The organism is Thiohalocapsa halophila, from assembly GCF_016583825.1.
GTDB classification, from domain to species: domain Bacteria; phylum Pseudomonadota; class Gammaproteobacteria; order Chromatiales; family Chromatiaceae; genus Thiohalocapsa; species Thiohalocapsa halophila.
Genome location: NZ_NRRV01000019.1, coordinates 1 through 25,739, shown reverse-complemented (window position 1 = coordinate 25,739; position 25,739 = coordinate 1). Strand labels below are relative to the sequence as shown.

The following is a 25,739-nucleotide window of genomic DNA, read 5'->3' as shown; positions in this document are numbered from 1 at the left end:
ACAACTCCCGAAGGACGCAGCGGCGGTTCCGTAGGCGCTCGCTTTGGCCGCGCCGTACTTCGTATTCCGTACTCCGTACTCCAATCCCTAACTGCTCCCGAAGGACGCAGCGGCGGTTCCATAGGCGCTCGCTTTGGCGGCGCCGTACTCCGTACTCCGTACTCCAATCCCTGAGCCTATCCGCGTGCGCCCGTCAGTCGGACAGCGCGCTCCGCCAGCGCCTCGCCCGTGATGCCGTTATAAGCCATGATCTCCGCCGGGCTCGCGGTGGTCTCGCCGCGCTGCCAGGCGATGAGGTCCCGCGCCGGCGACCGGGTGCGCAGCAGGACCGGCTCCAGGGCCGTGCTGCCGCCGCCGCTGACGGCCAGCAGCGCATCGCCGTCGAACAGCTCCGCGAAAGCCGCATCGCTCATGAAGACACCGTCGGCCTCGGCGCTGTGCTGCCAGGCGACGTCGCCGGGGCGGAACAGCCGGCGCGGGTTGGCAACGGCGACGATGCGCACGCGCTTGCCTGCCGCCTCCAGCTGGTCCTTGGCCGCAAACACCGGCAGCAGCACCATGTCGCCGGTGACGGCGAAGACCACCAGCGGGCCGGCGCCGACGTCGGACTCGTACAGGCCGACGGCGCCGTGGTCGATGGCCTGCTGCGCCTGCTCGGGCGTGGTGTACACCGGCAGCGCGGACTTGCTGGCAACGATGCTGACGGCCTTGTTGGACTGCTGCACCGCCCAGGCGTAGGCCGCCTGGATCATGTTGGCGTCGCTCGGGTAGAGCAGATACACATTGCCGTTGCGCATCTGGGCGCCGATGTAGTTTTCGATCTCCGGGCGCTGGTGGGTCCAGCCGTTGCGGCCCTGCTCCAGGGCGCCGGCGGTGAACATGGTCACCACCGCCGGCGTTCTGCGGCGCAGCTCCGCCATGGCCTGGCCCACGGTCTGCACAATGGGCCAGCCGTTGATGGCGAAGGACTCGTAGCTGAGCCACAGCGAGCGCCCACCGAAGAGCGCAATGCCGGCGGCGAGGCCCGCGCAGGCGTCTTCGGACAAGGGCTCGTAGACCTGGCCGCTCGGGCCCTGATGATAGAGCTCGTCGGCGGTGGGATGGCGAATGCCGAGCCGCTGGTTGATGACCTTCATGGCACTCGCCTCGGTGCCGTCGGCATTGCTGACGATGAAGGCCGGGTCCCGCTCACCGAGTGCCGCGACCATCTCCGCCATGGCCGTGGAGGGCACCGCCTTCTCGCCCACCGGAAAGGCCCGGGTGGGCAGGGTGCCGATGGCATCCAGCGCCCGCTCGTGCTCGGTGACGGCCACTTCGGCGGCCGGGCCGCCGCCGGCGCGGGACAGATTCTGCCGCACCAAGGCCCACTGCTGCGGCGACAGCGCGCCGCGCGCCAGGGCCTCGGCGATGGCCGGCTTCTCCGCCGTGTCGCCGGGGTAGAGGTTGTGGGACTTGGCGCCGTTGGCATGCACGCCGGCGCCCTTGAGCTGCTTGATGATCACCACGGTGAGCGTGCCGCTCATGGCGGACTCGGCCGCCTCCTGCATGGCTTCCAGCACCGCGCGGGTGAAGGCGTCCCGGGCCTGCTCGCCGAGACGGGTGCTGTCCACATAGGCGCCCGGCTGACCGGCGTCGTCATAGTCCTTCGCATCCACCAGGATCACGCGCTCGAAGTCGTGCGCCTGCCAGAGCCGGGTCATGGCCGCGTTGTCCATCAGCGAGACCATGGCATGGTGCTCCTGGCTGTAGCCGTTCCACACCAGCACCGGCAGGAAGTTGGTGATGTCCGGATAGGCCGTGTGGAAGTGCTTCATGGCGCTCAGCACATAGGGCTCGCCCAGGCCGCCGTCGCCGATGGTGCAGGGGAAGAGCTTGTCCGGATGCAGATAGGCCCCGGCCATGGCGAAGTGCTGCCCCTGCCCGAGCGGGCCCGCCGGTGCCAGCAGGCCGGGAATGGCGCCGGAGAGGTGCCCGAGCAGGCCGTCGCGCTCGCGGAAACGCGCCTGGAGGTCCGTCATGGTCTCAATTCCCATGCCGGCCAGGGAGCCGTCCAGGAACATGGCGCTGTAGAAGCCCGGCGCATGGTGGCCGACCTCGGTCACGATGTTCTTGTGCCCGAGCAGCGTCAGCGCCGCGACGGCGTCCGCGGAGCTGGCGAAGCCGCCGGGGTGCCCTGATTGCTTGGACGCGCAGAGCTGCAGCGTCGTGTAGCGCAGGGCGTCCGCGGCGAGCCGGGTCTGGTAGACGGCGGCGGCGTCGATGGCAGCGATGGCCGTCTCGCCCTCGGCGATGACCGGCTCACAGGCGAGGTCCGCATCACGCGGATCGGGCTCGCCAAAGTACAGCATGCCTTCGCAGAAATCGGGGACGGCCTCGGCAGAGGCTTGAGCGGAGGTTAGGGACGGCTCGAAATCGCGGGTGCTCAGCACGGCGGACATGGCAGGGCTCCAGGTTGACGGACGGCGAAACGGGCCGCGGGGGCAGCGGCACGGCGTACGGTCAAGCTGAAGCCGTGGGCGTTTTTTCGCAATGAGCAATAGTTTTCACAATGCGAGAAACGGTGCATTCCTCACCGGAGCCGAGACTGCTGAGCGCTGAGCGTTGTGAGGTGCAGCAGCAATTATGGTGACGGTAACCATAATAAAGTCCTGCTCACGCGACAGCCCGTGACTGCATCAAGGTTACCGTCCCCGTAATTCTGTTCAGCACCCCGTCCTCCGACACGCAGGCAGGCTATCGCAGGCCCGCGTCAGAGCCGCCGCCCAACCGCTCGAGATCGCCGCGCTCGATGCCCTCCTGGATCTTCTTCTCGGCGAGGGCGTCGATGAGCCGCATGGCGTGGATCTCCAGTCGCAGCTTGCGGCCGGCTGCTATGTAGGCTACACACATCACTGCATGTAACCCATCGCGGGAGTCAAGCAATGCCGCAGCTGTACTTCTCCGTGGAACGCCCCCTGGCGGACGAATTAGCCCGGCGCGCAGCCGCAGAGAATCTGCCGCTGTCGCAGTATCTGGCCCGACTCGTGCGCCAGCAGGTGCAGAGCGAATGGCCGGAAGGCTATCTGTCGGCGGTCATCGGCTGCTGTGCGGTGGAAGACTGGGAAATTCCCTGAGTCCGCCGCGCGAGCCACAACACCGGCGCTTTCACGATACGCAGAAGTTTTCACAATGCGGAAATGCAAGCACCGCAGTGCTGCAATGCACAAAGCCCGTAACCGGCGCCGATGCTGGGCTTACAGGCGGTCGGCCGAAAAACTATAGATCAGAGGCTATCCAAGAAATCGAAATCTTAAGTCTTGTCTAAGTGACGCAGGCGGCTATGTTTCGCTCCGTGCCCCGGGCAACGGGGATTCAACGAGGAGGAGACCATGTCTGCGACCGCCTTCACCGTAAGCACCGCCGCCGCCCTGGCGGCACCCGTGATCCTCTGGCTCACCGGCTTCGTGCCGCGTGACACCGCCGACCGCCACGGCGCCACCATGGCCAAGCTCGCCACTGGTGTCGCCTGGAGCGCCTTCGCGCTGGCCATCGTCGCCTTCGCGGGCTATGCCGCCGGACCCGGCTTCGGCAGTGCCCAGACGCTGAATCTGTTCGCCATCGCCCTGCCCTTCGGCGTCGGCGATTTCGCCATCGGCGTCTTCGTCAACGCCGTCACGGTGATCATGCTCGCCCTGGTGTCCCTGGTGGGCGCCGTGGTCACCACTTATGCCCGCAACTATATGGCGGGCGACGCCGGCGAGGGCCATTTCCACAAGTGGCTGATGCTGACGCTGGCGGCAATCCTGACGCTGCTGGTGTCGAGCAACCTGCTGATGTTCGCGCTGGCCTGGATGGCCACCAGCCTGAACCTGCACCGGCTGCTGCTGTTCTACCCGGAGCGCCGGGCGGCGCAGATGGCGGCGCACAAGAAGTTCGTGTTCAGCCGCATCGGCGACGCGAGCCTCTTCATCGCGGTGCTGCTCATCGGCGCCTCGGTGCACACGCTGGACTTCCAGACCCTGTTCGCGGCCATGGAGACCGTCGAGGGCCCGCTGCCGCTGGCGCTCGAAGTCGCCGCCTGGCTCATCGCGCTCGCGGCGATCCTGAAGTGCGCCCAATTCCCCTTCCACGGCTGGATCATCCAGGTGATGGAGGCGCCGACGCCGGTGTCCGCCCTGCTGCACGCCGGCATCGTCAACGCCGGCGCCTTCCTGGTGATCCGCATGAGCCCGGTGATGTCGGTGTCGGGCGGTGCGCTGGAGGCCCTCGCCGTGGTGGGCCTGGTGACCCTCGCCGTGGCTTCGCTGGTGATGCTCACACAGACCAGCATCAAGGTGTCCCTGGCCTGGTCCACGTCGGCACAGATGGGCTTCATGCTGATGGAAGCGGGCCTCGGCCTCTACAGCCTGGCGCTGCTGCACTTGGTGGCCCACTCGCTCTACAAGGCCCATGCTTTCCTGGCCTCGGGCAGCAGCGTGGACGGCTTTCGGACGCCTGCGCTCAAGTTCAAGGGCGGCGCGCCCGAGGCCTGGCACTGGCTGGTGGCCTTCCAGGGGGCCATCCTGACGGCACTCATCGCCGGCTTTGCGTTCGGCGTGGACCCGACCCATCAGCCGGCGCTCATCGTCACCGGTGCCATCGTCGCCATCGCCACGGCCCAGCTCCTGCTCCAGGCCCTGGTGCTGGAGGAAAACGCCCGGCTCCTGATCCGCGCCACGGCCATCGGTGCCTTCGTCTGCTTCGCGTACTTCGGGCTGCATGCGGCCTTCGAGCACGCGCTGATCGGCAGCGTGCGCCCGGCGGAGACCATGGGCGGCGCCTTCGAGCTCTGGCTCAGCATCGCCATCGTCGCCGTGTTCGTCGGGCTCATCACGCTCCAGCACCTGTTCACCCGCATTCAGGGCCGGCTGCGCCAGGCCATTCAGGTGCACCTCTACAACGGCCTCTATGTCGACGTGCTGGTGACCCGGCTCATCGTGCGCCTGTGGCCCATCCGCCAATCCTTGACGGCCACTCCGGCCACCGCCTGACCCATGGCTGCAATCACACTCAACGAGGACAGGACCATGAACCCGCAAGACCTGCGCTTCGACGACGAGACCCTGGCGATGCTGCCGCAGGAGGCCACCAACGAGGGCTACGAGCCCCTGATGCCCGCCGATGCCGACCCGGTGACGCCGGCGCTGGACCAGCAGATCGAGGCCGCCTGCAACCGCATCGCGCCGGTGTGGCCCCTGGACCGCTTCGTCGCCGTGAACCCCTTCCACGGGCTGGTGGACCAGCGCTTCGAGGAGGCGGCGGCGACGCTGCGGCGTATCGCCGACGCGCGCATGTACATGCCCCGCAGCTGGTACCACGAGCAGCTTCAGGCGGGCCGCATCACCGACGACGACCTGTGCGAGGCGGCCTGCCTCTGCGGCAGCGGGCTCACGCCGCAACAGCTCCGCGACGCCGCAGCCGCCGAGCGTCAGGGCCCGGCCGGTGGCGTGCCCTTGCTGACGGCCCTGGTGGACGAGCTGGACGCCGATGATTGGTCCAGCTTCGTCGTGGAGCGCATCAGCCACCACTGCGCGGCCTATTTCGACATGGGCCAGGCCACCTGGAAGCGGCCCTGGGAGGGCATGTCGCTGTATGCGGCCTGGCGGCGCTTCGCGTCCCTGGACTACAGCCTGACCATGATGGGACAGGACGGCATGCGTGCCCGGGTCAAGGCCCTGCCAGAGTCGCCGCGGGCCTGCATCGCCTCGGCCATCCGCCGGCTCGGCATCCCGGAGACCGCGGCGCTCGACTATATGCACGCGGCGCTGATGGACATCGGCGGCTGGGCGGCTTGGACGCGGCTGCTGCGCTGGGAGGCTGAGCTGAACGGCGGCAGCGACGACACCATCGTCGAGCTGCTGGCCATTCGCCTCGCCTGGGACATGCTGCTCTATGAGCACAAGTCCACGCCGGCCATCCGCCCGCGCTGGCGCGAGATCTGTGCCCGGCTCGGCCGCGGCGACACCGGCGCCGGTGTCGGCGGCGACCGCACGGCCACCGGCGGCAACGACGCCGAAGTGGAGCACGTGCTGCTCACCGCGCTGGAGCAGGGCTATCAGCGCCGGCTCATCGACCAGCTCGCGGCCGGCGGCGACGGCAAGACCCCGGAGACAAGGCCCGCGGTGCAGGCGGCCTTCTGCATCGACGTGCGCTCGGAGATCATCCGCCGCGCCTTCGAGACGGTCTGCCCCAAGGCGCAGACGCTCGGCTTCGCCGGCTTCTTCGGCGTGCCCATCGAGCACGTGCCGCTGGGTGCCGTCGAGCCGCGCTCGCACATGCCGGTGCTGCTGACGCCGACCTACCAGGTCTGCTCCGCCCTGCTCGATGAGCATGGCCAGGGTGCCGACGCGGATGAGGAGGAAGAAGCACTCGCCACCCAGCGCCGGCGCACGGGTATCCTCAAGTCCTGGAAGGCATTCAAGATGGGCGCCTCCAGCTGCTTCAGCTTCGTGGAGGCGGCGGGTCTGCTGCTGTACGCGCCGAAGATCATCGCCGACAGCTTCGGCTGGAGCCGCCCGGTGGCGGCCCCGGACGACCTGCACTTGGACGAGGCCACCGAGCGCCGTGTGGGCCCCACGCTGGATACCCCGCACCACGGCCCCTGCGCGCACCATCATGAGCACGAGAGCATCGGCATCCCGGAGGCCGACCGCGTGCCGCTGGCGGAGGGCATCCTCAAGGCCATGTCCATGACGGACAACTTCGCGCGCCTGGTGCTGCTGGTGGGCCACGGCAGCACCGTGGTCAACAACCCGCACGCCACCGGCCTGGACTGCGGCGCCTGCGGCGGCATGACCGGCGAGGCCAGCGCCCGCGTCGGTGCAGCGCTGCTGAACGACCCGCAGGTGCGCAAGGGCCTTGTGACGCGCGGCATCGAGATCCCGGCGGACACCTGGTTCATCGGCGCCCAGCACGACACCTGCACGGACGCGGTCAGGCTCTACGACACCCACCGGCTGCCGGCGGGCTATGCCGAGGAGCTGGCGGAGCTGAAGAGCTGGCTCAAGCAGGCCGGCGAGCTGACCCGGCTGCAGCGCGCCGCGCGTCTTGGCCTGGAGAGCCAGTCCCTGCGCGCCGTCACCGCCAATGTCCAGCACCGCAGCCGCGACTGGGCGCAGGTGCGGCCCGAGTGGGCGCTGGCGGGCTGCGCCGCCTTCATCGCCGCTCCCCGGGCGCGCACCCGCGGGCTGGACCTGGGCGGGCGCACCTTCCTGCACGACTACCACTGGCAGCAGGATGAAGGCTATGGCGTGCTGGAGCTCATCATGACCGCGCCCATGGTGGTGGCCGGCTGGATCAACCTGCAGTACTACGGCTCCACCACGGACAACCGGCGCTTCGGCAGCGGCAACAAGGTGCTGCACAACGTCGTCGGCGGGGCCATCGGCGTGCTGGAGGGTAATGCCGGCGACCTGCGGGTCGGTCTGCCCATGCAGTCCCTGCACGACGGCAAGCAGTGGATGCACGAGCCCGTGCGCCTGAGCGTCTTCCTGGAGGCACCGCAGCAGGCCATCGACGACATCATCGCCCGCCACGACCTGGTGCGGCAGATGCTCGACAACGGCTGGCTGCATCTCTTTCGCATGGACGACGACGGCGGCATGCACCGTCGCGTGCCGGGCGCCGGCTGGCAGCAGCTGAGCCAAGAGGCGCTGCCGGCAGCCGCCTGACGGGCTGGGAGCGCCGACTTTCCAGTCGGCTGCACCCGGCGCGGGCTCGATGCCCGCGCCGGGTGCCCTGCGGGCCTTGCGTAGAACGGCATCAGCCCGATGCGAGCACCGCCCTCGAGGCCAATAGCGATTTTCGACCGCCAACCACCACCGCGAGGTAACCGCCATGAGCGAAGCACTGCAAGCCGCCATCGCCCGCCAACGCATGCTGCTCCGGGGCCGGCTCGCCGGCCAGCTGGACCGGCTGGTGGCACCCTGCCGCACGGCCTGGGGCGAGCGGGCCGCACTGGAAGCGATTCTCGAGCGTGCGCTCGCAGAGCTGCCGGCGTGCAAGTACCTCTACCTGCTGGACGCGGACGCCCGCCAACTGACCAGTAACTTCTCCCGCCAAGGGCCCATGCCGGAGCACCACGACCGCGACCGCAGCCAGCGCCCCTACATGGCCGAGGCCCTGGCCGGTGCCGAGTTCTCGCTGTCGCCGGCCTACCTCAGCCGCAATCAGGGCCGCCCGTCGCTGACGGCCATCCAGCGCATCACCGCCGCCGACGGCAGCCTGCTCGGCTTCCTCGGCGCCGACTTCGACCTGCGCGAACTGCCGCTGACCCGCGAGCTCTACCGCCAGTCGGACCAATGGCTTCAGCTCAAGGGCGACCCGGCCATCCGCGGCGGGCTCTTCTACCAGCAGCGGGTGGAGAGCTTGATGGACAGCCGCATCGACAGCGTGCTGGCGCTGTTCGCGGGGCTCATCACCGACCACGGCGTCTTCCACGGCAAGCTGCATTTCTCCAGCTCCCGGGCGACGATCTGGTCCCTGGACGACCCCTACCGCTTTCGGGTGCTGGACTTCGAGGATCTGACCAACCCCGACACCCGGCTCGCCTATCCGCAGCGGGACTACCCCGAGGAAGCCGAGATCCCGGCCGCGCGCGTGGGCGAGGTATTCCAGTCCTTCAAGGCGCTCAGATTCATGGACGAGAACATTTACCTCCGCTCGGGGTCGCTCAACATCTTCAACGGCGTCGTCGCGCTCAACTTCAGCTGCGACGGCTCGCACTACATGCGCTGGGACGAATTCCTGGACAAGGACATGGACTTCTGGATCGGCGCCGGCGTGTCCTGCAACGCCGAGCCGACGGCGGCGGATGCGGAGCCGGCCGGCGAGCCCGCGGCGGCGTAGGCGAATTCACGCAACGACCCCGAACACCGCGGCCGGTAGGTCGGTGCCGACGCCCGGAGGCCCGACGGGATCGGCCGCGCAACGGCGGCAACGACAACATGTCGTTGCGGCGCACCGACGCGTCCTGGCCTTTCGTTGTGGGCCGGCGTCGGGCTTCGCTGCCGCTCAACCCGACCTACGCCCCTACGCTCCACAACCCATAACGCTCGCGAAACCCAACAACCCGTCAGCGGCCAAAAACCACAACCCCCGGAGCGGACCCACTGCCATGCAAGCCCTCAAGCATATCCTCTATTTCGCCGACGGCGAGTTCGGCCCCACCCGGGCCTTCCGGCGCGCGGTAGCCCTCGCCCGCGAGCACGGCGCGAAGCTCACGCTCATGGACGTCACCGTCGAGTCCGGCATCAGCGCGGAGCTGGTGCAGCGCTTCGGGCTTGCCGACGACGTGCAGCAGTGCGAGCAGCGCCTGTGGGCGCTTACCCACCTCGCAGAAGAGTGGGTGCGGGGCCAGCCGCCGCGACTGCGGGTCAACATCGGCACGCCCTTCATCGAAGTCGTCCAGGCGGTGCAGCGCGACGGGCACGACCTGGTCATCAAGCCGGCGCGCGAGCGCCCGAGCAGCCGCGGGCTCTTCGCCAGCACCGATATGCACCTGCTGCGCAAGTGCCCCTGCCCGGTCTGGATCGACCGCGAGCCCGAGCAGGCCGAGCCACGGCAGCCGGCACAGCCCTCGGACGCCGCCGCAGACCCGCGCTGCACCCGGGTGCTCGCCGCGGTGGACGCAACCCAGCCGGACAGCCGGCCGCTGAACAGGACCATCCTCGAGACGGCGGCGGCCATCGCGGGGCTCGACGGCGCAGCGCTCGACGTGGTGCACGCCTGGCAGGCCCCCTTCGACGGCAGTCTCCCCGGGGCCGGCCCGGTGGACCACAATGCGCAGCGCGCCGATGTCCTCGGCCTGCTGGAGCGCGAGCACGATGCGGCGCTCTCCGAGCTTGCCGCCGACTACCGTGCCCGGCTGAACGGCGGCGACACCCACCTCGTCTGCGGCGAGCCGGCGGCGACGGTGCTGCAACAGGCGGGCGCGCTCGGCAGCGATCTCCTCGTCCTCGCCACCCTGAGCCGCCCGCGCGAGCCGGGCCTCTTCATCGGCACCACCGCAGAGGACGTGCTCCAGGGCGCCCAGACCTCGGTGCTGGCGCTGAAGCCCGAGGGCTTCGTGTCACCGGTGCTCGGGCCGTTCGCGTAGCGCGCCTTCGATGCTCTCCAGCGACTCGGTTCGTATGCTTCACACCGGATACCTGACATGAGTCGCCTGACCATCACGCTCAAAGCCGCTCTGCACCGTGCCTTGAAGGAGACCGCGGCCAGGCAGAAGCGCTCGATCGCATCGATCATCGAAGAAAGCCTGCGCCTTCGCGGCATTCGGGATCAGGCGAGTGCCCGATCACTGGTCGCTCAAGCGCGCACGCTCTAATCTTGAGGCCGGGGCAGCGCTGGCGCTGGCGGTCGAAGAGACGCGCGCCGCGCGCGGACAATGATCCCGAGCGCGTCGCCGAGAGCTTACCGACAGCCGAATGAAATCAGGCAATCGCATGGAGGGATGTTGCAGATGACGGCCAGGGCCAATCGAGCGCACCCACACGCAACACGGCAACCTGTAGGTCGGTGCCGACGCCAGGAGGCCCGACAGAAGCGGGCTCTTCGCCAGCACCGACATGTACCTGCTGCGCAAGTGCCCCTGCCCGGTGTGGATCGACCGCGAGCCCGAGCACGTCCTCCAAGGCGCCCGAACCTCGGTGCCGGCGCTGAAGCCCAAGGGGTTCGTCTCGCCGGTGTCCCAGCGCGCTCCCGGGCGTCGGCGGGGCCCGCTTGCGCAGGCACGGCGGATTCACGGCGCTGCGGCCGATAACCCCCAGCACCGAGTCCATACTCGAACGCATCGCGCCGCGATCAACAGCCTTTGACTGACCGCCGGCCTGAACGCCGGCCTGAACCCCGGGAAGGCCCTCAGTACCAAAGCCCCGGCGGGCGCCAGCGCGGCGGCAGGGGCTCGGCCGGCGGCGGGCGCCGCGCAGCGGGACCGGCCTGGTCCAGGGCCGGCTGCGGGCTCCGCGGCACCAGCGTCATGAGCCGGCGCACGCGGTCCGCCGTGTCCGGGTGGGTGCGCAGCAGCGAGGGCTCCGGCACGCCGCGGCCGGGCATGAAGATCTGCTCCCAGTACCGGCCCTGGTAGCGCTCCAGCTTGTCCAGCGCGGAGGCGAGGCCCGCCGGGTCGCCGGTGAGCTCGGCGGCGGCGAGGTCCGCCTCGTACTCGCGATTGCGCGACAGGGCCAGTTGCACCAGGGCGCTGACGGTGGGCGCCGCCAGCAGGATCAGCAGCGCGAGCCAGGGCATGTCCGCCCCCGTGAGCAAGGCGGCCGGCAAGCTCAGCAGGAACAGAATCTGCCCCAACAGACCAAAGACACCGGCCACCCGGCTCACCAGGTCGGCGAAGGCCATGACGGCGAGGTCGCCGTTGGCGACATGGCTGATCTCGTGGGCCAGCACGCCCGCCTGCTCGCGCAGGTCCAGCCGCCGCAAGAGGCCGTCGGACACCGCCACCAGCGCATCGTCGCGGTCGCCGGTGGCGAAGGCGTTCATCACGCTGGAGGGGATGTAATAGAGTTGGGGGACCTCGGGCAGTCCGGCGCGGCGGGCGAGCTCTCGCACCAGTGCGTATTGCTGCGGTGCTTCGCTCGGGTGCAGCAGCCGGCCCGGATAGAGCAGGGTCACCAGCCGCGGCGAGGCCGCCGGGTTGGCCAGAAAGAGCCCGGTCACCATCGCCAGCGCGAGCACCGCCAGCAGGCCGCCGCCGATGATCCACGCCAGCAAGCCGAGGAGTGCCGCCAGTGTCGCCACCAGCAGCGCCGACTGCAGCCCGTTGACCCATCGGTGTGCTTGTAAGCGTTCTTGATCCATGCCCGAGCAATTGGGGACAGCCACCGGCCGCCCAACAGCATTCGCCGACGGGAGCATCGCGGGCGACGACGCCGCAGGGGCCGGCTCCGACACGGGCCTCGGCGCCGGACCCGCCTGCGCGACCCTGCGCTGCTATGCCGAGCTCAACGAGCACCTGCCCGAGCAATGGCGCCAGCGGGACATACCGGTGCGGTTCACGCCGCCGCTGACGGTGGCGGCATTGCTGGACAAGCTGGATATCCCGCCGAGCGCCGTGGAGCTGGTGCTGCTCGATGGCCAAAGCGCGGCGCTTGAGGCTACCTTGCACGACGGCGCCCGCGTCAGCCTGTACCCGGTGTTCGAGGCCTTCGACGTCGCGCCATTGCTGCGCTTGCACGACGAGCCCCTGCGCGAGCCCCGGTTCGTCTGCGACGCCCACCTGGGCAAGCTCGGCCGGCGGCTGCGGCTGCTGGGCTTCGACACCGTCCTGGCCCAGGATGCCACCGGTGCGGACCCCGGGGATGACGCGCTGGTGCAGCTCGCCCGGGACGAGCACCGCATCCTGCTCACCCGCGACCGCGAGCTGCTGGAGCGCCCCGGCCTGACCCATGCACTGGAGGTGCCGCAGGCCCCCGTGGACACCCAGCTGCGGGGCCTGATCCAGCGGCTGCAGCTGCAAGGGGCCGCCGCCCCCTTCACCCGCTGCACCTGCTGCAACACCCCCATCGAGCTCGCTGACCCCGCGGACCTGCCCGACTTGCCGCCCGGCGTGCTGGCGCACCAGGATCGTTTCTGGCGCTGCCCCGGCTGCGGACGCAGCTATTGGGAGGGCAGCCATCACCGGCGGATGTCGCGGCTGGTGCAAGCATTGCTGAGGGATTGAGCCAGCCGTCCTTGCATACACGTATCTGACACCTGGCCGCGCATCGACTAGACTGGAGCGCACCGCAAGCCGCTGCAGCCCCCATACCCGCCATGAAGCCCGACGATCGCGTCGCCGAGCATCCCGGCGAGCCAGCCGCGCACTACGAGGCCGACGTCATCGCTTGGGCGCACCGCCAGGTGGCGCTGCTGCGTGCCGGACGCTTCGACGAGCTGGACATCGAGCACATCGCGGACGAGATCGAGGACGTGGCCAGGAGTGAGCAGCGGGAGCTGGCGAGCCGCATGGCGGTGCTGCTGACGCATCTGATCAAGTGGCAGCATCAGCCGCAGCGCCGGGGTCGAAGCTGGCGGCTTACCATTCGCAACCAGCGGCGCGGTATCGAGCGGCGGCTCCGCCGAACGCCGAGCTTGCAGGCATCGCTGCGCGATGCGGAGTGGTGGACAGACGCTTGGGACGATGCTTTCGCGCAAGCGTCTGCCGAAACCGGGCTCGAAGACCTACCCGAGGTCTGCCCCTGGACCGCCGAGCAGATCCTCGACCATAACTGGCTGCCCGACTGATCCCGCGCCCGACGTCAGCCGGCCCTACGTCGCATCCCCGACAAGCGGTTGTCGGCGCTGTCGCAAAGCCCGCAGCCCGCGACGCACCTGCGCCCACAAGCGATTGATTCTCATGCGTCTTCCACGCTGGCCTGTCATTTGCTTTGCATCGCTGCAACACCTTTGTGGAGCAGGCCGATGCAGACCGAAGCCGCCACCACCCGCCCCAAGCCGCGCACGCTGATCGCCATCAACGACACCACGCTGCGCGACGGCGAGCAGTCGGCGGGCGTGGCCTTCTCGCTGGAGGAGAAGCTCGCCATCGCCCGCGGGCTGGACGCCCTCGGCGTGCCCGAGCTGGAAGTCGGCATCCCGAGCATGGGCGAGGAGGAGCGCGAGGCCATCCGCGCCACCGCCGATTTGGGCCTCGGCGCCCGGCTCATGGTCTGGGCGCGCATGCTGCCGGCGGACATCGCCGCCTGCCGCGACCTAGGCGTGGCCCTGGTGGATCTGTCCATGCCGGTGTCGGACCAGCAGATCGCGCGCAAGCTCGGCCGCGACCGCGACTGGGTGCTGGCGCAGGTCGCTCGGCTGGTGCCGACGGCGCTGGAGCTGGGGCTCGACGTCGGCGTCGGCATGGAGGACGCCTCCCGCGCCGATCCGGACTTCCTCAAGCAAGTGGCGGAGGCCGCGCAGCGGGCCGGCGCGCGGCGGGTGCGCTTCGCCGACACCGTGGGCCTGTTGGACCCCTTCGGCACCTGCGAGCGCATCCGCGACCTTGCCTCCGGCTGCAGCTGCGAGGTCGAGATGCACGCCCACGACGACCTCGGGCTCGCCACCGCCAATACGCTCGCCGCGGTGCGCGGCGGCGCGACGCACGTCAACACCACCGTCCACGGCATGGGCGAGCGCGCCGGCAATGCCGCACTGGAGGAGGTCGTGGTCGGCCTGCGCCACGTCCACCAGCTCGACACCGGCGTGGACCTGACCCGCTTCGAGGCCCTGTCCAAGCTCGTCGCCACCGCCTCCGGCCATCCGGTGGCCTGGCACAAGAGCCTGGTGGGCGACGGCGCCTTCACCCACGAGGCCGGCATCCACGTGGACGGCCTGCTCAAGGATCCCGAGAACTACCAGGGCATCGACCCCGCGGAGGTGGGCCGCCGCCACCGCATGGTGCTCGGCAAGCACTCCGGCCGCCATGCCGTGCAGATGGCCTATGCCGAGCAGTTGGCCACCGCCATCGACGACGGCCAGGCCGAGCGGCTGCTGCCCCTGGTGCGCCGCTTCGTGACACAAACCAAGCATTCGCCGCAGGGCGATGACCTGCGCCGCTTCCTTGACGAGCTGGCGGCCAGCACGCCGGTGTGCATGGGCGACAGCACCGCCGCCGAGCCCGCCGCGGACGCCGTCTGAGGTCGCCCACCCGGTACCTGTGCAGCATGGATTTACTCGACATCACCGTCGACGAGATGTACTTCGAGCGCGCGCTGCCGGCGCCTGTCGCCGCGCTCATCGAAGAGGCATCCGAGCGCTACGCCGAGGACGCCGACGGCGCCGAGCAATGCCTGGCGCGCGCCCGGTTTCTGGCGCCGGACGACTTGAGCGTGCTGGTGGCCCAGTACCGCTTCTTCTTCTACCGCCACCGCTGCGAGGACGCCCTCGCCGTGGCCGAGCGCTGCATCGCCGCCGCGGCCCGCGAGCTCGGCATCGACGAGGACTGGCGCCGGCTCGACGATGCGCGCTTCGGCCACGCCGTGCAGCAGTCCATGCCCATGACGCGCTTCCTGCTGCTGGCGCTCAAGGGGACCGGCTACCTGCTGCTGCGCCTGAACCGCCCCGCCGAGGCCCGCGCACGCCTGGAGCGCACGGTTGCCTTCGACCAAAAAGACCGCCTCGGCGCCGCGGTCCTGCTGCGCTGGGCCGACGACGCCCTGGCCCGCGAGCAGGCCGCCGCCAGTGGCGGCAAGGTCCGCTGGATCCGTGCCTCGCAGCAAAGCGAGAAGCCGCAAGCGCCAACTTCGCAGACCGAGCCCTCATAGCCGCCCTCAGCAGCCAAGTCGCAACGCATCGACGCCCGAGCACAGCCCGCAACCGCCGCCTGGAGAACGCCATGACCGCCACCGCCATCCCGCCCCAAACCCTGGACGACTTCGAGGACGCCCTCGAGGAGCTGGAAAGCGCCGAGGACTTCCTGACCTTTTTCGCCGTGCCCTACGACCCGGCCGTCGTGCACGTGAACCGGCTGCACATCCTGCAGCGCTTCCACGACTACCTGGACGCCGAAGACGAGACCCCCGCCGAGCCCACGGCCCGCTTCGAGCGCTATGCCGCGCTGCTCACCGCCGCCTACCAGGACTTCGTCGCCTCCGACGCCCGCACCGAGAAGGTCTTCGCCGTGTTCCGGATGCACGAGCCGCGCACCGTGAGCGTGGGTCTCGACGAGCTGCTGGCCGCCCGCCCGAAGACGTCCGACGAGGGCCCCGCCGATCATGCGTCCTAAGTTCGACTACGGCACCGAGGTGCGCGTGCTGCGCAACGTGCGCAACGACGGCACCTATCCCGGCGAGGCCACGGGCGCGCTGCTGGTGCGCCGGGGCAGCACCGGCTATGTGCGCGATGTCGGCACCTTCCTGCAGGACCAGATCGTCTACACGGTGCACTTCCTGGAGCAGGACCGCATCGTCGGCTGCCGGGAGGAAGAGCTCCAGCCCGCCGCCGAGCCCTGGACGCCCAGCCTGTTCGAGTCCAGGGAGAAGGTCGCCGCCCGGCTGGCGCTGGGCGCCGGCGGCCGTGTGCTGGTGCAGCCCGGCACCGTCGGCGAGATCGCCCGGGTGCTGCGGGGCAACCCGTACCCGGACGGCAGACCGGGGGACGTCGCCTATTATGTCGACTTCCCCGGCTGCAACACCCTGCAGGTGCCGGAGTCCGCGCTGGCGGCGCCACCGACAAACGCCGACGAGGTCCCGCCGCCCGCCGACGGCACAGCCGCCCAGGAGGATGCCGCATGAGCCCAGCCGAGCTTACAGCCGCTGCTGACGCAGCGCAGCCGGCCGCAACCGAGGCTGAAGCCGCCTACCGCTACCACCTGCTGCGCGCGGCCACCGAGCGGTTCCAATACAACATCCCGGCGCTGGACGCGAGCCAGCGCGCCGCCGCCGAGGCCCAGGCTCGCCAGACCTTCGCGCTCGAGGAGCTGGTGCTGGGGTCGGAGGAGGCCGCCGACATCATCATCCCCGCGGCCAGCGTCCAGCAGAGCCTGGACGCCGTCGCCGGACGCTTCGACGACCCGGCCGAATTCGAAGCGGACCTCGCCCGCAACGGCCTCGACCCAGACGGGCTGCGCGCTGCCCTGCGCCGGGAGCTCGCCTTCGACGCCCTGATGCAGCGCATCGGCAGCCGCCATGCCGAAGTCACCGACACCGACGCCCGGCTCTTCTACGAGCTGCACGCAGAGCGCTTCCAGGCCCTGGAGCGCCGCAGCGCCCGCCATATCCTCATCACCGTCAACGCCGACTATGCCGAGAATACCCGGGACGCCGCGCGCGCCCGCGCCGATGCGCTGGCCGCGAAGCTCTCGGCGGAAGTCGCGGGCGGCGGGGATGACAACCCGGTGCAGCGCTTCGCCCGCCTCGCCCAGCGCCACTCCGAATGCCCCACGGCCATGGAGGACGGCAAGCTCGGCGATATCGCCCCGGGCCAGCTCTACCCCGAGGTGGACGCCGCCCTGTTCGCGCTGGACCAAGGCGCCGTCAGCGCCCCGGTGGAATCCGAGATGGGCTTTCACATTTTGCTCTGCGAGCGCATCGAGCCCGCCCGTACCCTGCCCTTCGCGCAGGTCGAGGACCGCATCCGCGCTGCGCTGACGAAGCGCCGCCGCCGCGAGGCCCAGCGCGCCTGGATCGCGGAGCTCAACGAGCGCGAGGCCGCCGCAGCCTGAGCACACCCTGTGGGAGCGGCATCCCTGCCGCGACGCCGCGCTCGATCGCTGCCCCATGGCGAGAGCGGCCTCCCCAAACATCCCACCTGGCACGTCCCCGATCGCGGCCAGAGGCCGCTCCCACGGCGGCTCCCTCCCTCCGTGGGAGCGGCATCCCTGCCGCGACGCCACGCTCGATCGCTGCCCCATGGCGAGAGCGGCCTCCCCAAACATCCCACCCGGCACGTCCCCGATCGCGGCCAGAGGCCGCTCCCACAGCGGCTCCCTCCGTGGGAGCGGCATCCCTGCCGCGACTCGAGCGTGGTGCGCGCGGAGCGCTACATCGGCGGCCTGGTCAACAGCCGTGGCAGGCGCAAACCAAGGTTACTGTCGACTGTTCGCTCAGGGGGGGCGGCACGGCTCGCTCCCTGCGGCGGCAGTATCATCCACGGAGGTCACGCCCGAGCGTCGCCGATGGCGGCCGGGGGCCGGGGGCCGAGCGCTGGGTACAGCGAGCCTGTCCTGGAGATATGGATACCGTCACCGTTTCTGCCGGGGTGCCGGGGAGGCACTGGACCGGTCAGTGCTGGCGCCAAACGTCGAGCGCGGCCTCACACATGGGTAACAGGCTCTCGGTGGGCTCTCCCTTGCGGTTGGCCTCGGTCAGGCTTTCGAGGGCAAGATGTGCGAGCTGGGCGCGGTCCCGCACCTGGGCCAATGCGGTTTTCAGGTGCGCGATCACCTTGTCTTTCGCGTAGATCTCGCCGATGAGCTGGTCAAAGTTCGGCTCGCGGAAATGATCCATCAGCGTAGCCACGACGGGCTCATTGCCGATGAGGTAATCGAACGTGAAATCGTCTGCGGTGAAGTCCTTGAGCCCCTCGACCCGTTGTAGGCTCTGGTCGGTGATCTCCGCGAATCCCATGGACCAATCTGCGTACTGGCGTTCAGTCACGACCTGTCGGCCCAGCAGCCGTACGTCCTGGTGTCGATCGTCCTTCCAGATCTGCTCGACCAAGGGGTCTACGACGGCTTCATCGCCTTCGATGGTCTGCAGGAATGTGCCTCTACCGTAAAGCAGCATGCCGGTAATGCCGCGCTCGGCGTTATTGGTGCGGCACTGCAGCAGCAGCGCCAGGAGCTGCTCTCGCGACAGAGGGGCGCTCACGCAGCTCGCGTAGGTCACTTGAATCATGGCTCTCCTCCCAGGTAGCGTAAAATCGCGCAGGGCGTGGCGCCTCTTTTTTCGCGTGCGCGTTTGGCGTTGCGGCAGGCCCATGCGGCGCGATGCACAGGCCCACACGAGTCCCGAGCTCTACGCTGATGGTGTGGGGTCCGGAAACCAGCGACCCGGGCGTATTGAGAGAGGTTGGGGGTTGGTCAACGTCCAGCAAGGGGCGCCCTGAGCAGAAGGGAACCGCAGCCTGCGCCGCCAAACCTTGTGGCATTACTGGGTGATCACTCGACGTCTTCGAGGTCCCGTTCAGATTGGCATGGCATCCGCGGGCGCGCGTCGCTAGCGCCGCAACAGCAGCAATCACGCCAGCCCCCCTCCTTGCGTGCATTACGCGACACTGATCACCCCACCCACACCCGCGCATTGCGGAACAGCCGCAGCCAGGGCGCGTCCTCGCCCCAGTCTTGCGGGCACCAGGAGTGCTGGATGCTGCGGAAGACCCGCTCCGGGTGCGGCATCAGGATGGTGACGCGGCCATCGGTGGTGGTGAGGCCGGTGATGCCGCCGGGTGAGCCGTTGGGGTTGGCGGGATAGCGCGTCGCCGGCTCGCCGGTGTGCTCGATGTAGCGCACCGCGGTGTAGGGCGCGGCGGCGGCGAGGTGGTCGGCATCGCGGAATTCGGCGCGGCCCTCGCCGTGGGCGACGGCGATGGGCAGGCGCGAGCCGGCCATGCCGGCGAGCAGCACCGACGGCGTCTCCAGCACCTCCACCAGTGCGAGCCTGGCCTCGAACTGCTCGGAGCGGTTGCGCACGAAGTGCGGCCAGTGGTCGGCGCCCGGGATCAGCTCGCGCAGGTTGGCGAGCATCTGGCAGCCGTTGCAGACGCCGAGGCCAAAGGTGTCGGCGCGCGCGAAGAAGGCCTGGAACTGCTCTCGGGCACGGGTGTTGAACAGGATGGTCTTCGCCCAGCCCTCGCCGGCGCCGAGCACATCGCCGTAGCTGAAGCCGCCGCAGGCGGCGAGGCCCTTGAAGTCGGCGAGGTCGCGGCGCCCTTCGATGATGTCCGACATGTGCACGTCGATGCAGTCGAAGCCGGCGCGGTGGAAGGCCGCCGCCATTTCCAGCTGGCCGTTGACGCCCTGCTCGCGCAATACGGCGAGCTTGGGCCGAGCGCCGGTCTTGATGAAGGGCGCGGCGATGTCGTCCGCCGGCTCGAAGGCCGGCGCCGCATGCAGGCCCGGGTCGTCGGCGTCGATGCGGGCGTGCTCCTCGTCGGCGCAGTCCGGGTTGTCGCGCAGGCGCTGCATCCGCCAGCTGGTCTCCGCCCACAGGCGCTGCAGCTCGGCGCGGCTCGCATCCAGCGGTGTGTGGATGCCGTGGCGGATCACCACCCGCGCCAGCGCCGTGGGCCGGCCGATGACCGCCGCGCAGTCGCTCAAGCCCTGCGCCGCCAGGCAGTCCAGCACCGCCGCCCGTTCCGAGCGGCGGATCTGCAAGACGGTGCCCAGCTCCTCGCTGAGCAGGGCCGCAAGCGGCTCGCGCTCGGGCGGTCCGTCGCCGCCCGTCGGCAGCAGCGCCAGGTCCACGTCCACGCCGCAGCGCCCGGCGAAGGCCATCTCGGCGAGGGTCACCAGCAGGCCCCCGTCGGCGCGGTCGTGGTAGGCCAGCAGCCGGCCCTCGGCATTGAGCTGCTGCACGGCGGCGAAGAAGCCCCGCAGCAGCGCCGGGTCGTCCAAGTCCGGCGGCGTGCTGCCGACACGGCCGAAGACCTGCGCCAGAGAAGATCCGCCGAGGCGGTCCTGCCCGCGTCCGAGATCCACCAGCACCAGGTCCGTATCCTCCAGCGCCAGCGCGGCCGCCGGCTCGGCCCGGAGCTGCGGGGTCAGACTCCTTGAGGCATCCGTCACCGGCGCAAAGGCCGAGACGATCAGCGACAGCGGCGCCGCCATGACGTGCTCGGTGCCGTCGGCGCCCTGCCAGACCGTGCGCATACTCATGGAGTCCTTGCCCACGGGGATGGCGATGCCAAGCGCCGGGCACAGCTCTTGGCCCACGGCGCGGACCGTGTCGTAGAGCCGCGCGTCCTCGCCGGCGTGGCCGGCGGCGGCCATCCAGTTGGCGGAGAGCTTGATGTCGCCGAGCTGCCCGATGGGCGCCGCGGCGATGTTGGTGATGGCCTCGGCGACGGCCATGCGCCCGGCGGCCGGGGCGTCCAGCAACGCCAGCGGGGTGCGCTCGCCGACGGCCATGGCCTCGCCGGTGAGCCCGTCATAGTCCGTCAAGGTCACGGCGCAGTCGGCCACGGGCACCTGCCAGGGGCCGACCATCTGGTCCCGCGCGACCAGGCCCGTCACCGTGCGGTCGCCGATGGTGATGAGAAAGGTCTTGTCCGCCACCGCCGGCAGGCGCAGCACGCGGCGCACGGCCTCGGCCAGGTCAATGTTGGTGGTGTCCCACGGCTCGGCGGGCGCCGGCAGCCGGGCCACATCCCGGGTCATCTTCGGCGGCTTGCCGAACAGCAGCTGCATGGGCATGTCGATGGGCGCTTCCCCAAAGTGCTCGTCGGTGAGCCGGAGCTGCGCTTCGGACTCGGCGGTGCCGACGACGGCGTAGGGGCAGCGCTCGCGCGCGCAGATGGCGGCGAAGTCGTCGAGGCGTGCCTGGTCCACCGCCAGCACGTAGCGCTCCTGGGCCTCGTTGCACCAGATCTCCATGGGCGACATGCCGGGGTCGGCGTTGGGCACCTTGCGCAGCTCGAAGGTCGCCCCGCCGCCCGCACCGTCATCGGCGCCATCGGCGCCGTCGTGCACCAGCTCCGGCAGGGCGTTGGACAGGCCGCCGGCGCCGACGTCGTGGATGAACAGCACGGGATTGTCGTCGCCGCGGGCCCAGCAGCGGTCGATGACCTCCTGACAGCGGCGTTGCATCTCCGGGTTGGCGCGCTGCACCGAGGCGAAGTCCAGATCCTCCGCCGACGCCCCGCTGGCCATGCTCGAGGCCGCCCCGCCGCCGAGACCGATGAGCATCGCCGGGCCGCCGAGCACGATCAGCGGCGTGCCCGCCGGGAAGTCCGTCTTCTCCACATGCTCGCCGCGGATGTTGCCCAAGCCCCCGGCGAGCATGATGGGCTTGTGGTAGCCCCGCAGCTCGGTGCCCCCGGCGGCCAGCGGCACCCGCTGCTCGAAGGTGCGGAACCAGCCGGCGAGGCCCGGGCGGCCGAACTCGTTGTTGAAGGCGGCGGCGCCGATGGGGCCCTCCAGCATGATGTCCAGCGCCGAGACCATGCGCCCCGGCTTGCCCCAGTCCTGCCCGGCCTCCCAGGGCCGCTCGGCACCGGGGATGCGCAGATTGGACACGGAGAAGCCGCACAGGCCCGCCTTGGGCTTGGCACCGCGGCCGGTGGCGCCCTCGTCGCGGATCTCGCCGCCGGCGCCGGTGGCCGCGCCCGGGTCCGGGGCGATGGCGGTGGGGTGGTTGTGGGTCTCCACCTTCATCAGGATGTGCACCGGCTCCGCACTCGGGCGGTACCGACCGGTGGACGGCTCCGGCAGGAAGCGCCGGCCGGGCCAGCCCGCGATGACCGCGGCGTTGTCCTTGTAGGCGGACAGCACCCCGGCGGGCGAGCGCTGGGTGCTGTGGCGGATCATCTTGAACAGCGAGCTCGGCTGCGCCTCGCCGTCGATGATCCAGTCGGCGTTGAAGATCTTGTGCCGGCAATGCTCGGAGTTGGCCTGCGCGAACATCATGAGCTCGACATCCGTCGGGTCGCGGCCGAGGGCGCCGAAGCTCGCCACCAGGTAATCGATCTCGTCCTCGGACAGCGCGAGCCCGAGCTCGGCATTGGCGGCCACCAGCGCGTCCCGACCGCCCGCCATGAGACCGACACGCCCGAGCGGCTCGGGCTTAGCGTGCGCGAACAGGGCCTCGGCCTCGGCAAGGTCCAACAGCACCGCCTCGGTCATGCGGTCGTGCAGCAGGGCGGCGGCGGTCGCGAGGGCGACGTCATCGAGCGCCGGCGCGTCGACATAGAAGGCGACGCCCCGCTCCAGCCGCGTGACCGCGCCGAGTCCGCAGTGCTGCGCGATGTCCGTCGCCTTCGACGACCAGGGCGAGATGGTGCCCGGTCGCGGCACCACCAGCAGCAGCCGGCCGGGCGGCTCCGCGCCGGTCCCAGCGCCGCTTTCTGCACCGGCCGCCACCGCCGGGCCATAGCGCAGCAGCCGCTCCAGCACCGCCAGCTCCGTCGCCGTCAGATCGCGCGACAGGTCCGCGAAGTGCACCAGCTCGGCCGCCAGGCGCGCATCGGGCAAGCCCGCCGCCCGCAGGCGCTCCTCCAACTTGGCCAGACGAAAGGCGGACAGGGCGGGCGCACCGCGCAGACAGAGCATCTCGGCATTCTCCGGGGGGCTGCGGATCAGTCCCGGCATGATACGTGAGCCCCCGGGCACCCGCAGACCGACGACGGCGACTCGACGACTACGACGCCAAGGAGTGGGAGCACGTCATCCGCATCAACCTCACCGCGCCCTTCCTGCTGACACAGGCCTGCCTGCCGCTGCTGCGGGCCGCCGACCATGCCTCGATCCTGTTCACGTCCGACCGCGTCGGCCGCAAGGGGCTCGCCTACTGGGGCGCCTTCGCCGCCGCCAAGCTCGGCACCGAAGGCCTCATGCAGACGCTGGCCGAGGAACTGCGCGACAGCAGCCGAATCCGCGTGAACAGTCCGCCGGCAGCGCGTCGGCGTTCCTCGCCGCGCTCCAGGGACGGTAGGCAGCGCTGGCTGCGAAATCGCGTCGTGGTCCTGCGCGTGTTAGCCTATGCTCCAACCTAGGCCAAACGAGCCACCCCCAATGAACGCTCCGCGTCGCGCCACCCTCTTCGCCAATGGTCGTAACCAAGCCATCCGCATCCCGCGAGACTTCGAGCTGCCGGGGAAGGAAGCACTGATCTACAAGGACGGCAATCGGCTGATCATCGAGCCCGTCCCGCCGCCACGACTGCTCGCGGTTCTCGCGACCCTGGAGCCGCTCGACGAAACCTTTGCGGACTTCGACGATTGTCCGCCCGAGCCGGTCGAGCTCTAGCGGCTGCCGGCCATGCCCGAGCCCGCGTATCTGCTCCACACGAACATCCTGTCCGACCTCGTTCGGCGCCCGGCCGGTCGCGTTCGCGACCGCATCGCCAAGCATGGCGAGGACAGCATCTGCACCAGCATCGTCGTGGCCGCGGAGCTGCGCTTCGGCGCGTCCAAGAAGGGCTCCGAGCGATTGACGACGCAGTTGGAGGCCGTCCTCGACGCCTTGGACATCCTACCCTTCGCCGAGCCTGCCGATCGGCACTACGCCGAGGTGAGATGCGCGCTCGAACGCGCGGGCACCCCGATCGGGGCCAACGATCTCCTGATTGCCGCCCACGCCCGGGCGCACGGTCTCACCCTCGTCACGGCCAACACCAGAGAATTTCGCCGCGTGCCGGGGCTCGCCGTCGTGGACTGGCTGCACGGGTTGTAGCTGCTGTCGAGGCGCGTGAAGCGCCGCCCGTCCCCGCGCTGCTCGATGCGCACGAGGTTGCCGGTGAGCCGGTCCGTCAGCCAGGCCTCGATCAGCGCGGCGAGAAGGAGGCGCTCGGCTCGCCGCCGCTCGCAAGCCCCCCTTGCAGCAGGTCGAGCTCGACCGTGGCAGCGACGATACCGGCGGCGTCCAGCGCGGTGCCGCCCGCGCCAGGTCCCAAGACGCCGTCGCTGTCCTCGGTGGTAGTGATCTCGAAGGTGTGGGTCCACCCGGGGCCGAGTGCGGAAGCGGGTGATCCGTATGTCGTGACTTGGGTCTTTTGGATGCTTGGATGGAAGTGGGACTAACGGATAGGAAATCCAAGCCGCCCTGAGAGTCTAGCCCCGCGGCCCGGCGCTGAGGCAGGGCGGCAGCGGCACTCTGCATGTGGGGTCAAGGCCCGGAAACAGGGCGGAGCGACCTCACGCGACGCTCGTTGCAGGCCGAAGCGGCGCGCTGGAGCGGGCTCGGGGGCATGCCGGACGGCGGCAGGACGAAGGCGCCCGGCACCGCCTCCGAGGCGGTGAACTGACCTCGGTCGGTGCGCCAATTGCGTCCGGATACGCACCTGTTCGGTTATGGCAGCAACGGCCTCCTAGGATTCGGCCAGCCCGTAGCGGCGGATGAGCCGGTAGATGTTGCGCTCGCTCACGGCCAGGACCCGGGCGACCTTGGCCCGCCGGCCGCTTTGTTTTTGCAATTGCAGGCGTAGGTAGGCCGCCTGGAGCTCCTCCAGGGTCGGGTCGTGGTCGAAGCTCACGGTCACCCCGCCGGTGTCGCCGCCACGGCGTCCGCCGAAGGCTAGATGCTCCGGGCCGATGCTTCGGCTGGTCCCGGACAGGATGATGGCCCGCTCCACGACGTTCTTCAGCTCGCGCACATTGCCGGGCCAGTCATAGGCGTGCAGGCTCCGCAGTGCCGCCGCGGACAGCGCCTTGTCGATGCGGCGCGAGAAGTTGTGATGCGCGATTAGATGCTCGACCAGCTGCGCAATGTCCTCGCGGCGCTCGCGCAGCGGCGGCACCTGGATGACGAAGGTGCTGAGCCGATAGAAGAGATCCGCCCGGAAGCCGCCCGCCTCGCTCATCGCCGCGAGGTCCCGGTTGGTGGCGGCGACGATGCGGGCGTTGGCCTGGAGGTCCTTGGTGCCGCCCAGACGGCGGAAGACGCCCGTTTCGATGACGCGCAGCAGCTTGGCCTGCACGGCGGCGTCGATCTCGCCGATCTCGTCGAGGAACAGGGTGCCGCCCTCGGCGCCCTCGACGTTGACGTCGGTGGGGTCGACCATCACAATGGCCTCGCGGGTGCGCGCGGGGGCCGCGCTTTGGCCGACCATGAAGTCCGCCCCTTGATCAGGCGGCTCAGCACGCGATCATCCTCGATGACCAAAACTCGCGGGGCGACCTGCTGCACCATGGCTCAAGACTCCATTGGCGGCGGCGGTTGATGCCCAGCGCCGGGACGATCAGGCGTGCGGCGGCCGGCACGCCAGGCCCCGAGCGCTCTGGAGATGTCACCCGGGTCGGCCCTGGCTCGGGGTCACGGCGATGTCCCACCTCAGGGCATCACCGTCTCCACCTCGAAGCCAACGAGCGTGCGTTGTTCGCGGCTGAGCTCGATGCCGATCAGGTGCATCGGCAGGCCCTCGGCGCGGTACTTCTCGGCGTAGCCCCGGTCCTTGATCTGCTGTAGCGCCGCACCCTCCGGCGCCAGCTCCACCACCTTGAGCTCGAACAGCCAAAGCTGGCCGTTGAAGCGCAGGCGCAAATCCAGCCGCCCGTGGCTGCTGGCGTCCTCGCAGGCCAGGTCCAGCCCGAGGGCGGCCAGGTGGCTGTAGAAGACGCTAGCGTAGAAGCCCTCATAACGC

General features: G+C 69.9%; 22 protein-coding genes and 1 pseudogene. 16 read left to right on the top strand and 7 right to left on the bottom strand.

The features are described 5' to 3' along the window. Positions 1-176 precede the first annotated feature (176 nt). Positions 177-2,438, bottom strand: a complete 2,262-nt coding sequence (locus CKO31_RS09565; RefSeq protein WP_200236347.1) for a phosphoketolase family protein — start codon at positions 2,436-2,438, stop codon at positions 177-179. A 483-nt stretch (positions 2,439-2,921) separates the two neighbouring features. Here CKO31_RS09565 and CKO31_RS09560 point away from each other — a divergent pair, with 483 nt between their 5' ends. The 6 genes from CKO31_RS09560 (at position 2,922) to CKO31_RS09535 (ending at position 10,342) form a co-directional block, all read left to right on the top strand. Continuing rightward, entirely contained in the window at positions 2,922-3,113 is a 192-nt protein-coding gene (locus CKO31_RS09560; protein ID WP_200236345.1) for a hypothetical protein, read from the top strand. A gap of 255 nt (positions 3,114-3,368) precedes the next feature. Continuing rightward, the gene (locus CKO31_RS09555; RefSeq protein WP_200236343.1) at positions 3,369-5,009 is read left to right on the top strand and encodes an NADH-quinone oxidoreductase subunit L; all 1,641 of its coding nucleotides are present in this window, start codon (positions 3,369-3,371) and stop codon (positions 5,007-5,009) included. 36 nt (positions 5,010-5,045) lie between these two features. Continuing rightward, positions 5,046-7,688, top strand: a complete 2,643-nt coding sequence (locus CKO31_RS09550) for a YbcC family protein (RefSeq protein WP_242475269.1) — start codon at positions 5,046-5,048, stop codon at positions 7,686-7,688. Positions 7,689-7,854: 166 nt separating this feature from the next. Then, positions 7,855-8,865 (top strand): PDC sensor domain-containing protein, encoded by a 1,011-nt coding sequence (locus CKO31_RS09545; RefSeq protein WP_200236340.1) that lies wholly within the window; start codon positions 7,855-7,857, stop codon positions 8,863-8,865. A 268-nt stretch (positions 8,866-9,133) separates the two neighbouring features. After that, positions 9,134-10,114 (top strand): universal stress protein, encoded by a 981-nt coding sequence (locus CKO31_RS09540; protein ID WP_200236338.1) that lies wholly within the window; start codon positions 9,134-9,136, stop codon positions 10,112-10,114. 57 nt (positions 10,115-10,171) lie between these two features. After that, the gene (locus tag CKO31_RS09535) at positions 10,172-10,342 is read left to right on the top strand and encodes a hypothetical protein (protein ID WP_242475268.1); all 171 of its coding nucleotides are present in this window, start codon (positions 10,172-10,174) and stop codon (positions 10,340-10,342) included. A gap of 533 nt (positions 10,343-10,875) precedes the next feature. Here CKO31_RS09535 and CKO31_RS09530 read toward each other — a convergent pair. Continuing rightward, positions 10,876-11,826 carry a zinc metalloprotease HtpX gene (locus CKO31_RS09530; RefSeq protein ID WP_200236335.1) on the bottom strand — a complete coding sequence of 317 codons (951 nt, stop codon included), beginning with the start codon at positions 11,824-11,826 and terminating at the stop codon, positions 10,876-10,878. Here CKO31_RS09530 and CKO31_RS09525 point away from each other — a divergent pair. From CKO31_RS09525 to nifM, 7 genes are all read left to right on the top strand, one after another. Further along, entirely contained in the window at positions 11,825-12,688 is an 864-nt protein-coding gene (locus CKO31_RS09525; protein ID WP_200236333.1) for a Mut7-C RNAse domain-containing protein, read from the top strand. The two genes, CKO31_RS09530 and CKO31_RS09525, sit on opposite strands and share 2 nt — an antisense overlap. A gap of 92 nt (positions 12,689-12,780) precedes the next feature. Further along, positions 12,781-13,251 (top strand): DUF29 domain-containing protein, encoded by a 471-nt coding sequence (locus tag CKO31_RS09520; RefSeq protein WP_200236330.1) that lies wholly within the window; start codon positions 12,781-12,783, stop codon positions 13,249-13,251. Between the two features lie 177 nt (positions 13,252-13,428). Next, positions 13,429-14,643 carry a homocitrate synthase gene (nifV, locus tag CKO31_RS09515; RefSeq protein ID WP_200236328.1) on the top strand — a complete coding sequence of 405 codons (1,215 nt, stop codon included), beginning with the start codon at positions 13,429-13,431 and terminating at the stop codon, positions 14,641-14,643. Between the two features lie 26 nt (positions 14,644-14,669). Next, positions 14,670-15,269 (top strand): hypothetical protein, encoded by a 600-nt coding sequence (locus CKO31_RS09510; protein ID WP_200236324.1) that lies wholly within the window; start codon positions 14,670-14,672, stop codon positions 15,267-15,269. Positions 15,270-15,340: 71 nt separating this feature from the next. Continuing rightward, a complete protein-coding gene (gene nifW, locus CKO31_RS09505; RefSeq protein WP_200236322.1) occupies positions 15,341-15,730 on the top strand; it encodes a nitrogenase-stabilizing/protective protein NifW in 390 nt (129 codons plus the stop codon). Further along, entirely contained in the window at positions 15,720-16,238 is a 519-nt protein-coding gene (locus tag CKO31_RS09500; RefSeq protein WP_200236319.1) for a nitrogen fixation protein NifZ, read from the top strand. Before nifW ends, CKO31_RS09500 begins: the two co-directional genes overlap by 11 nt. Further along, positions 16,235-17,167 carry a nitrogen fixation protein NifM gene (gene nifM / locus CKO31_RS09495; protein WP_200236316.1) on the top strand — a complete coding sequence of 311 codons (933 nt, stop codon included), beginning with the start codon at positions 16,235-16,237 and terminating at the stop codon, positions 17,165-17,167. Before CKO31_RS09500 ends, nifM begins: the two co-directional genes overlap by 4 nt. Before the next feature lie 559 nt (positions 17,168-17,726). On the opposite strand, the gene CKO31_RS09490 is transcribed toward nifM, so the two are convergent. Both CKO31_RS09490 and purL read right to left on the bottom strand, forming a co-directional pair. After that, complete coding sequence (locus CKO31_RS09490; protein WP_200236314.1) at positions 17,727-18,341, bottom strand: BLUF domain-containing protein; 615 nt, start codon at positions 18,339-18,341, stop codon at positions 17,727-17,729. Positions 18,342-18,724: 383 nt separating this feature from the next. Further along, on the bottom strand, positions 18,725-22,711 hold the full coding sequence (purL, locus tag CKO31_RS09485) for a phosphoribosylformylglycinamidine synthase (protein WP_200236487.1): 3,987 nt from the start codon (positions 22,709-22,711) through the stop codon (positions 18,725-18,727). A gap of 77 nt (positions 22,712-22,788) precedes the next feature. Here purL and CKO31_RS09480 point away from each other — a divergent pair. The 3 genes and pseudogenes from CKO31_RS09480 to CKO31_RS09470 form a co-directional block, all read left to right on the top strand. Then, a pseudogene (locus CKO31_RS09480) lies at positions 22,789-23,046 on the top strand (SDR family NAD(P)-dependent oxidoreductase); the annotation flags it as partial. Positions 23,047-23,173: 127 nt separating this feature from the next. Further along, on the top strand, positions 23,174-23,407 hold the full coding sequence (locus CKO31_RS09475; RefSeq protein WP_200236311.1) for an antitoxin: 234 nt from the start codon (positions 23,174-23,176) through the stop codon (positions 23,405-23,407). Positions 23,408-23,419: 12 nt separating this feature from the next. Beyond that, complete coding sequence (locus CKO31_RS09470) at positions 23,420-23,833, top strand: type II toxin-antitoxin system VapC family toxin (RefSeq protein WP_200236308.1); 414 nt, start codon at positions 23,420-23,422, stop codon at positions 23,831-23,833. A gap of 91 nt (positions 23,834-23,924) precedes the next feature. Here the strand turns inward: CKO31_RS09470 and CKO31_RS27205 are convergent, their stop codons facing one another. The 3 genes from CKO31_RS27205 to CKO31_RS09460 all read right to left on the bottom strand — a co-directional run. Beyond that, a complete protein-coding gene (locus CKO31_RS27205) occupies positions 23,925-24,053 on the bottom strand; it encodes a hypothetical protein (protein WP_274607721.1) in 129 nt (42 codons plus the stop codon). 414 nt (positions 24,054-24,467) lie between these two features. Then, the gene (locus CKO31_RS09465) at positions 24,468-25,208 is read right to left on the bottom strand and encodes a sigma 54-interacting transcriptional regulator (protein WP_200236306.1); all 741 of its coding nucleotides are present in this window, start codon (positions 25,206-25,208) and stop codon (positions 24,468-24,470) included. A 221-nt stretch (positions 25,209-25,429) separates the two neighbouring features. Beyond that, positions 25,430-25,739: PD-(D/E)XK nuclease domain-containing protein (locus CKO31_RS09460; RefSeq protein ID WP_200236303.1), on the bottom strand; the 310-nt coding region annotated here is incomplete at its 5' end.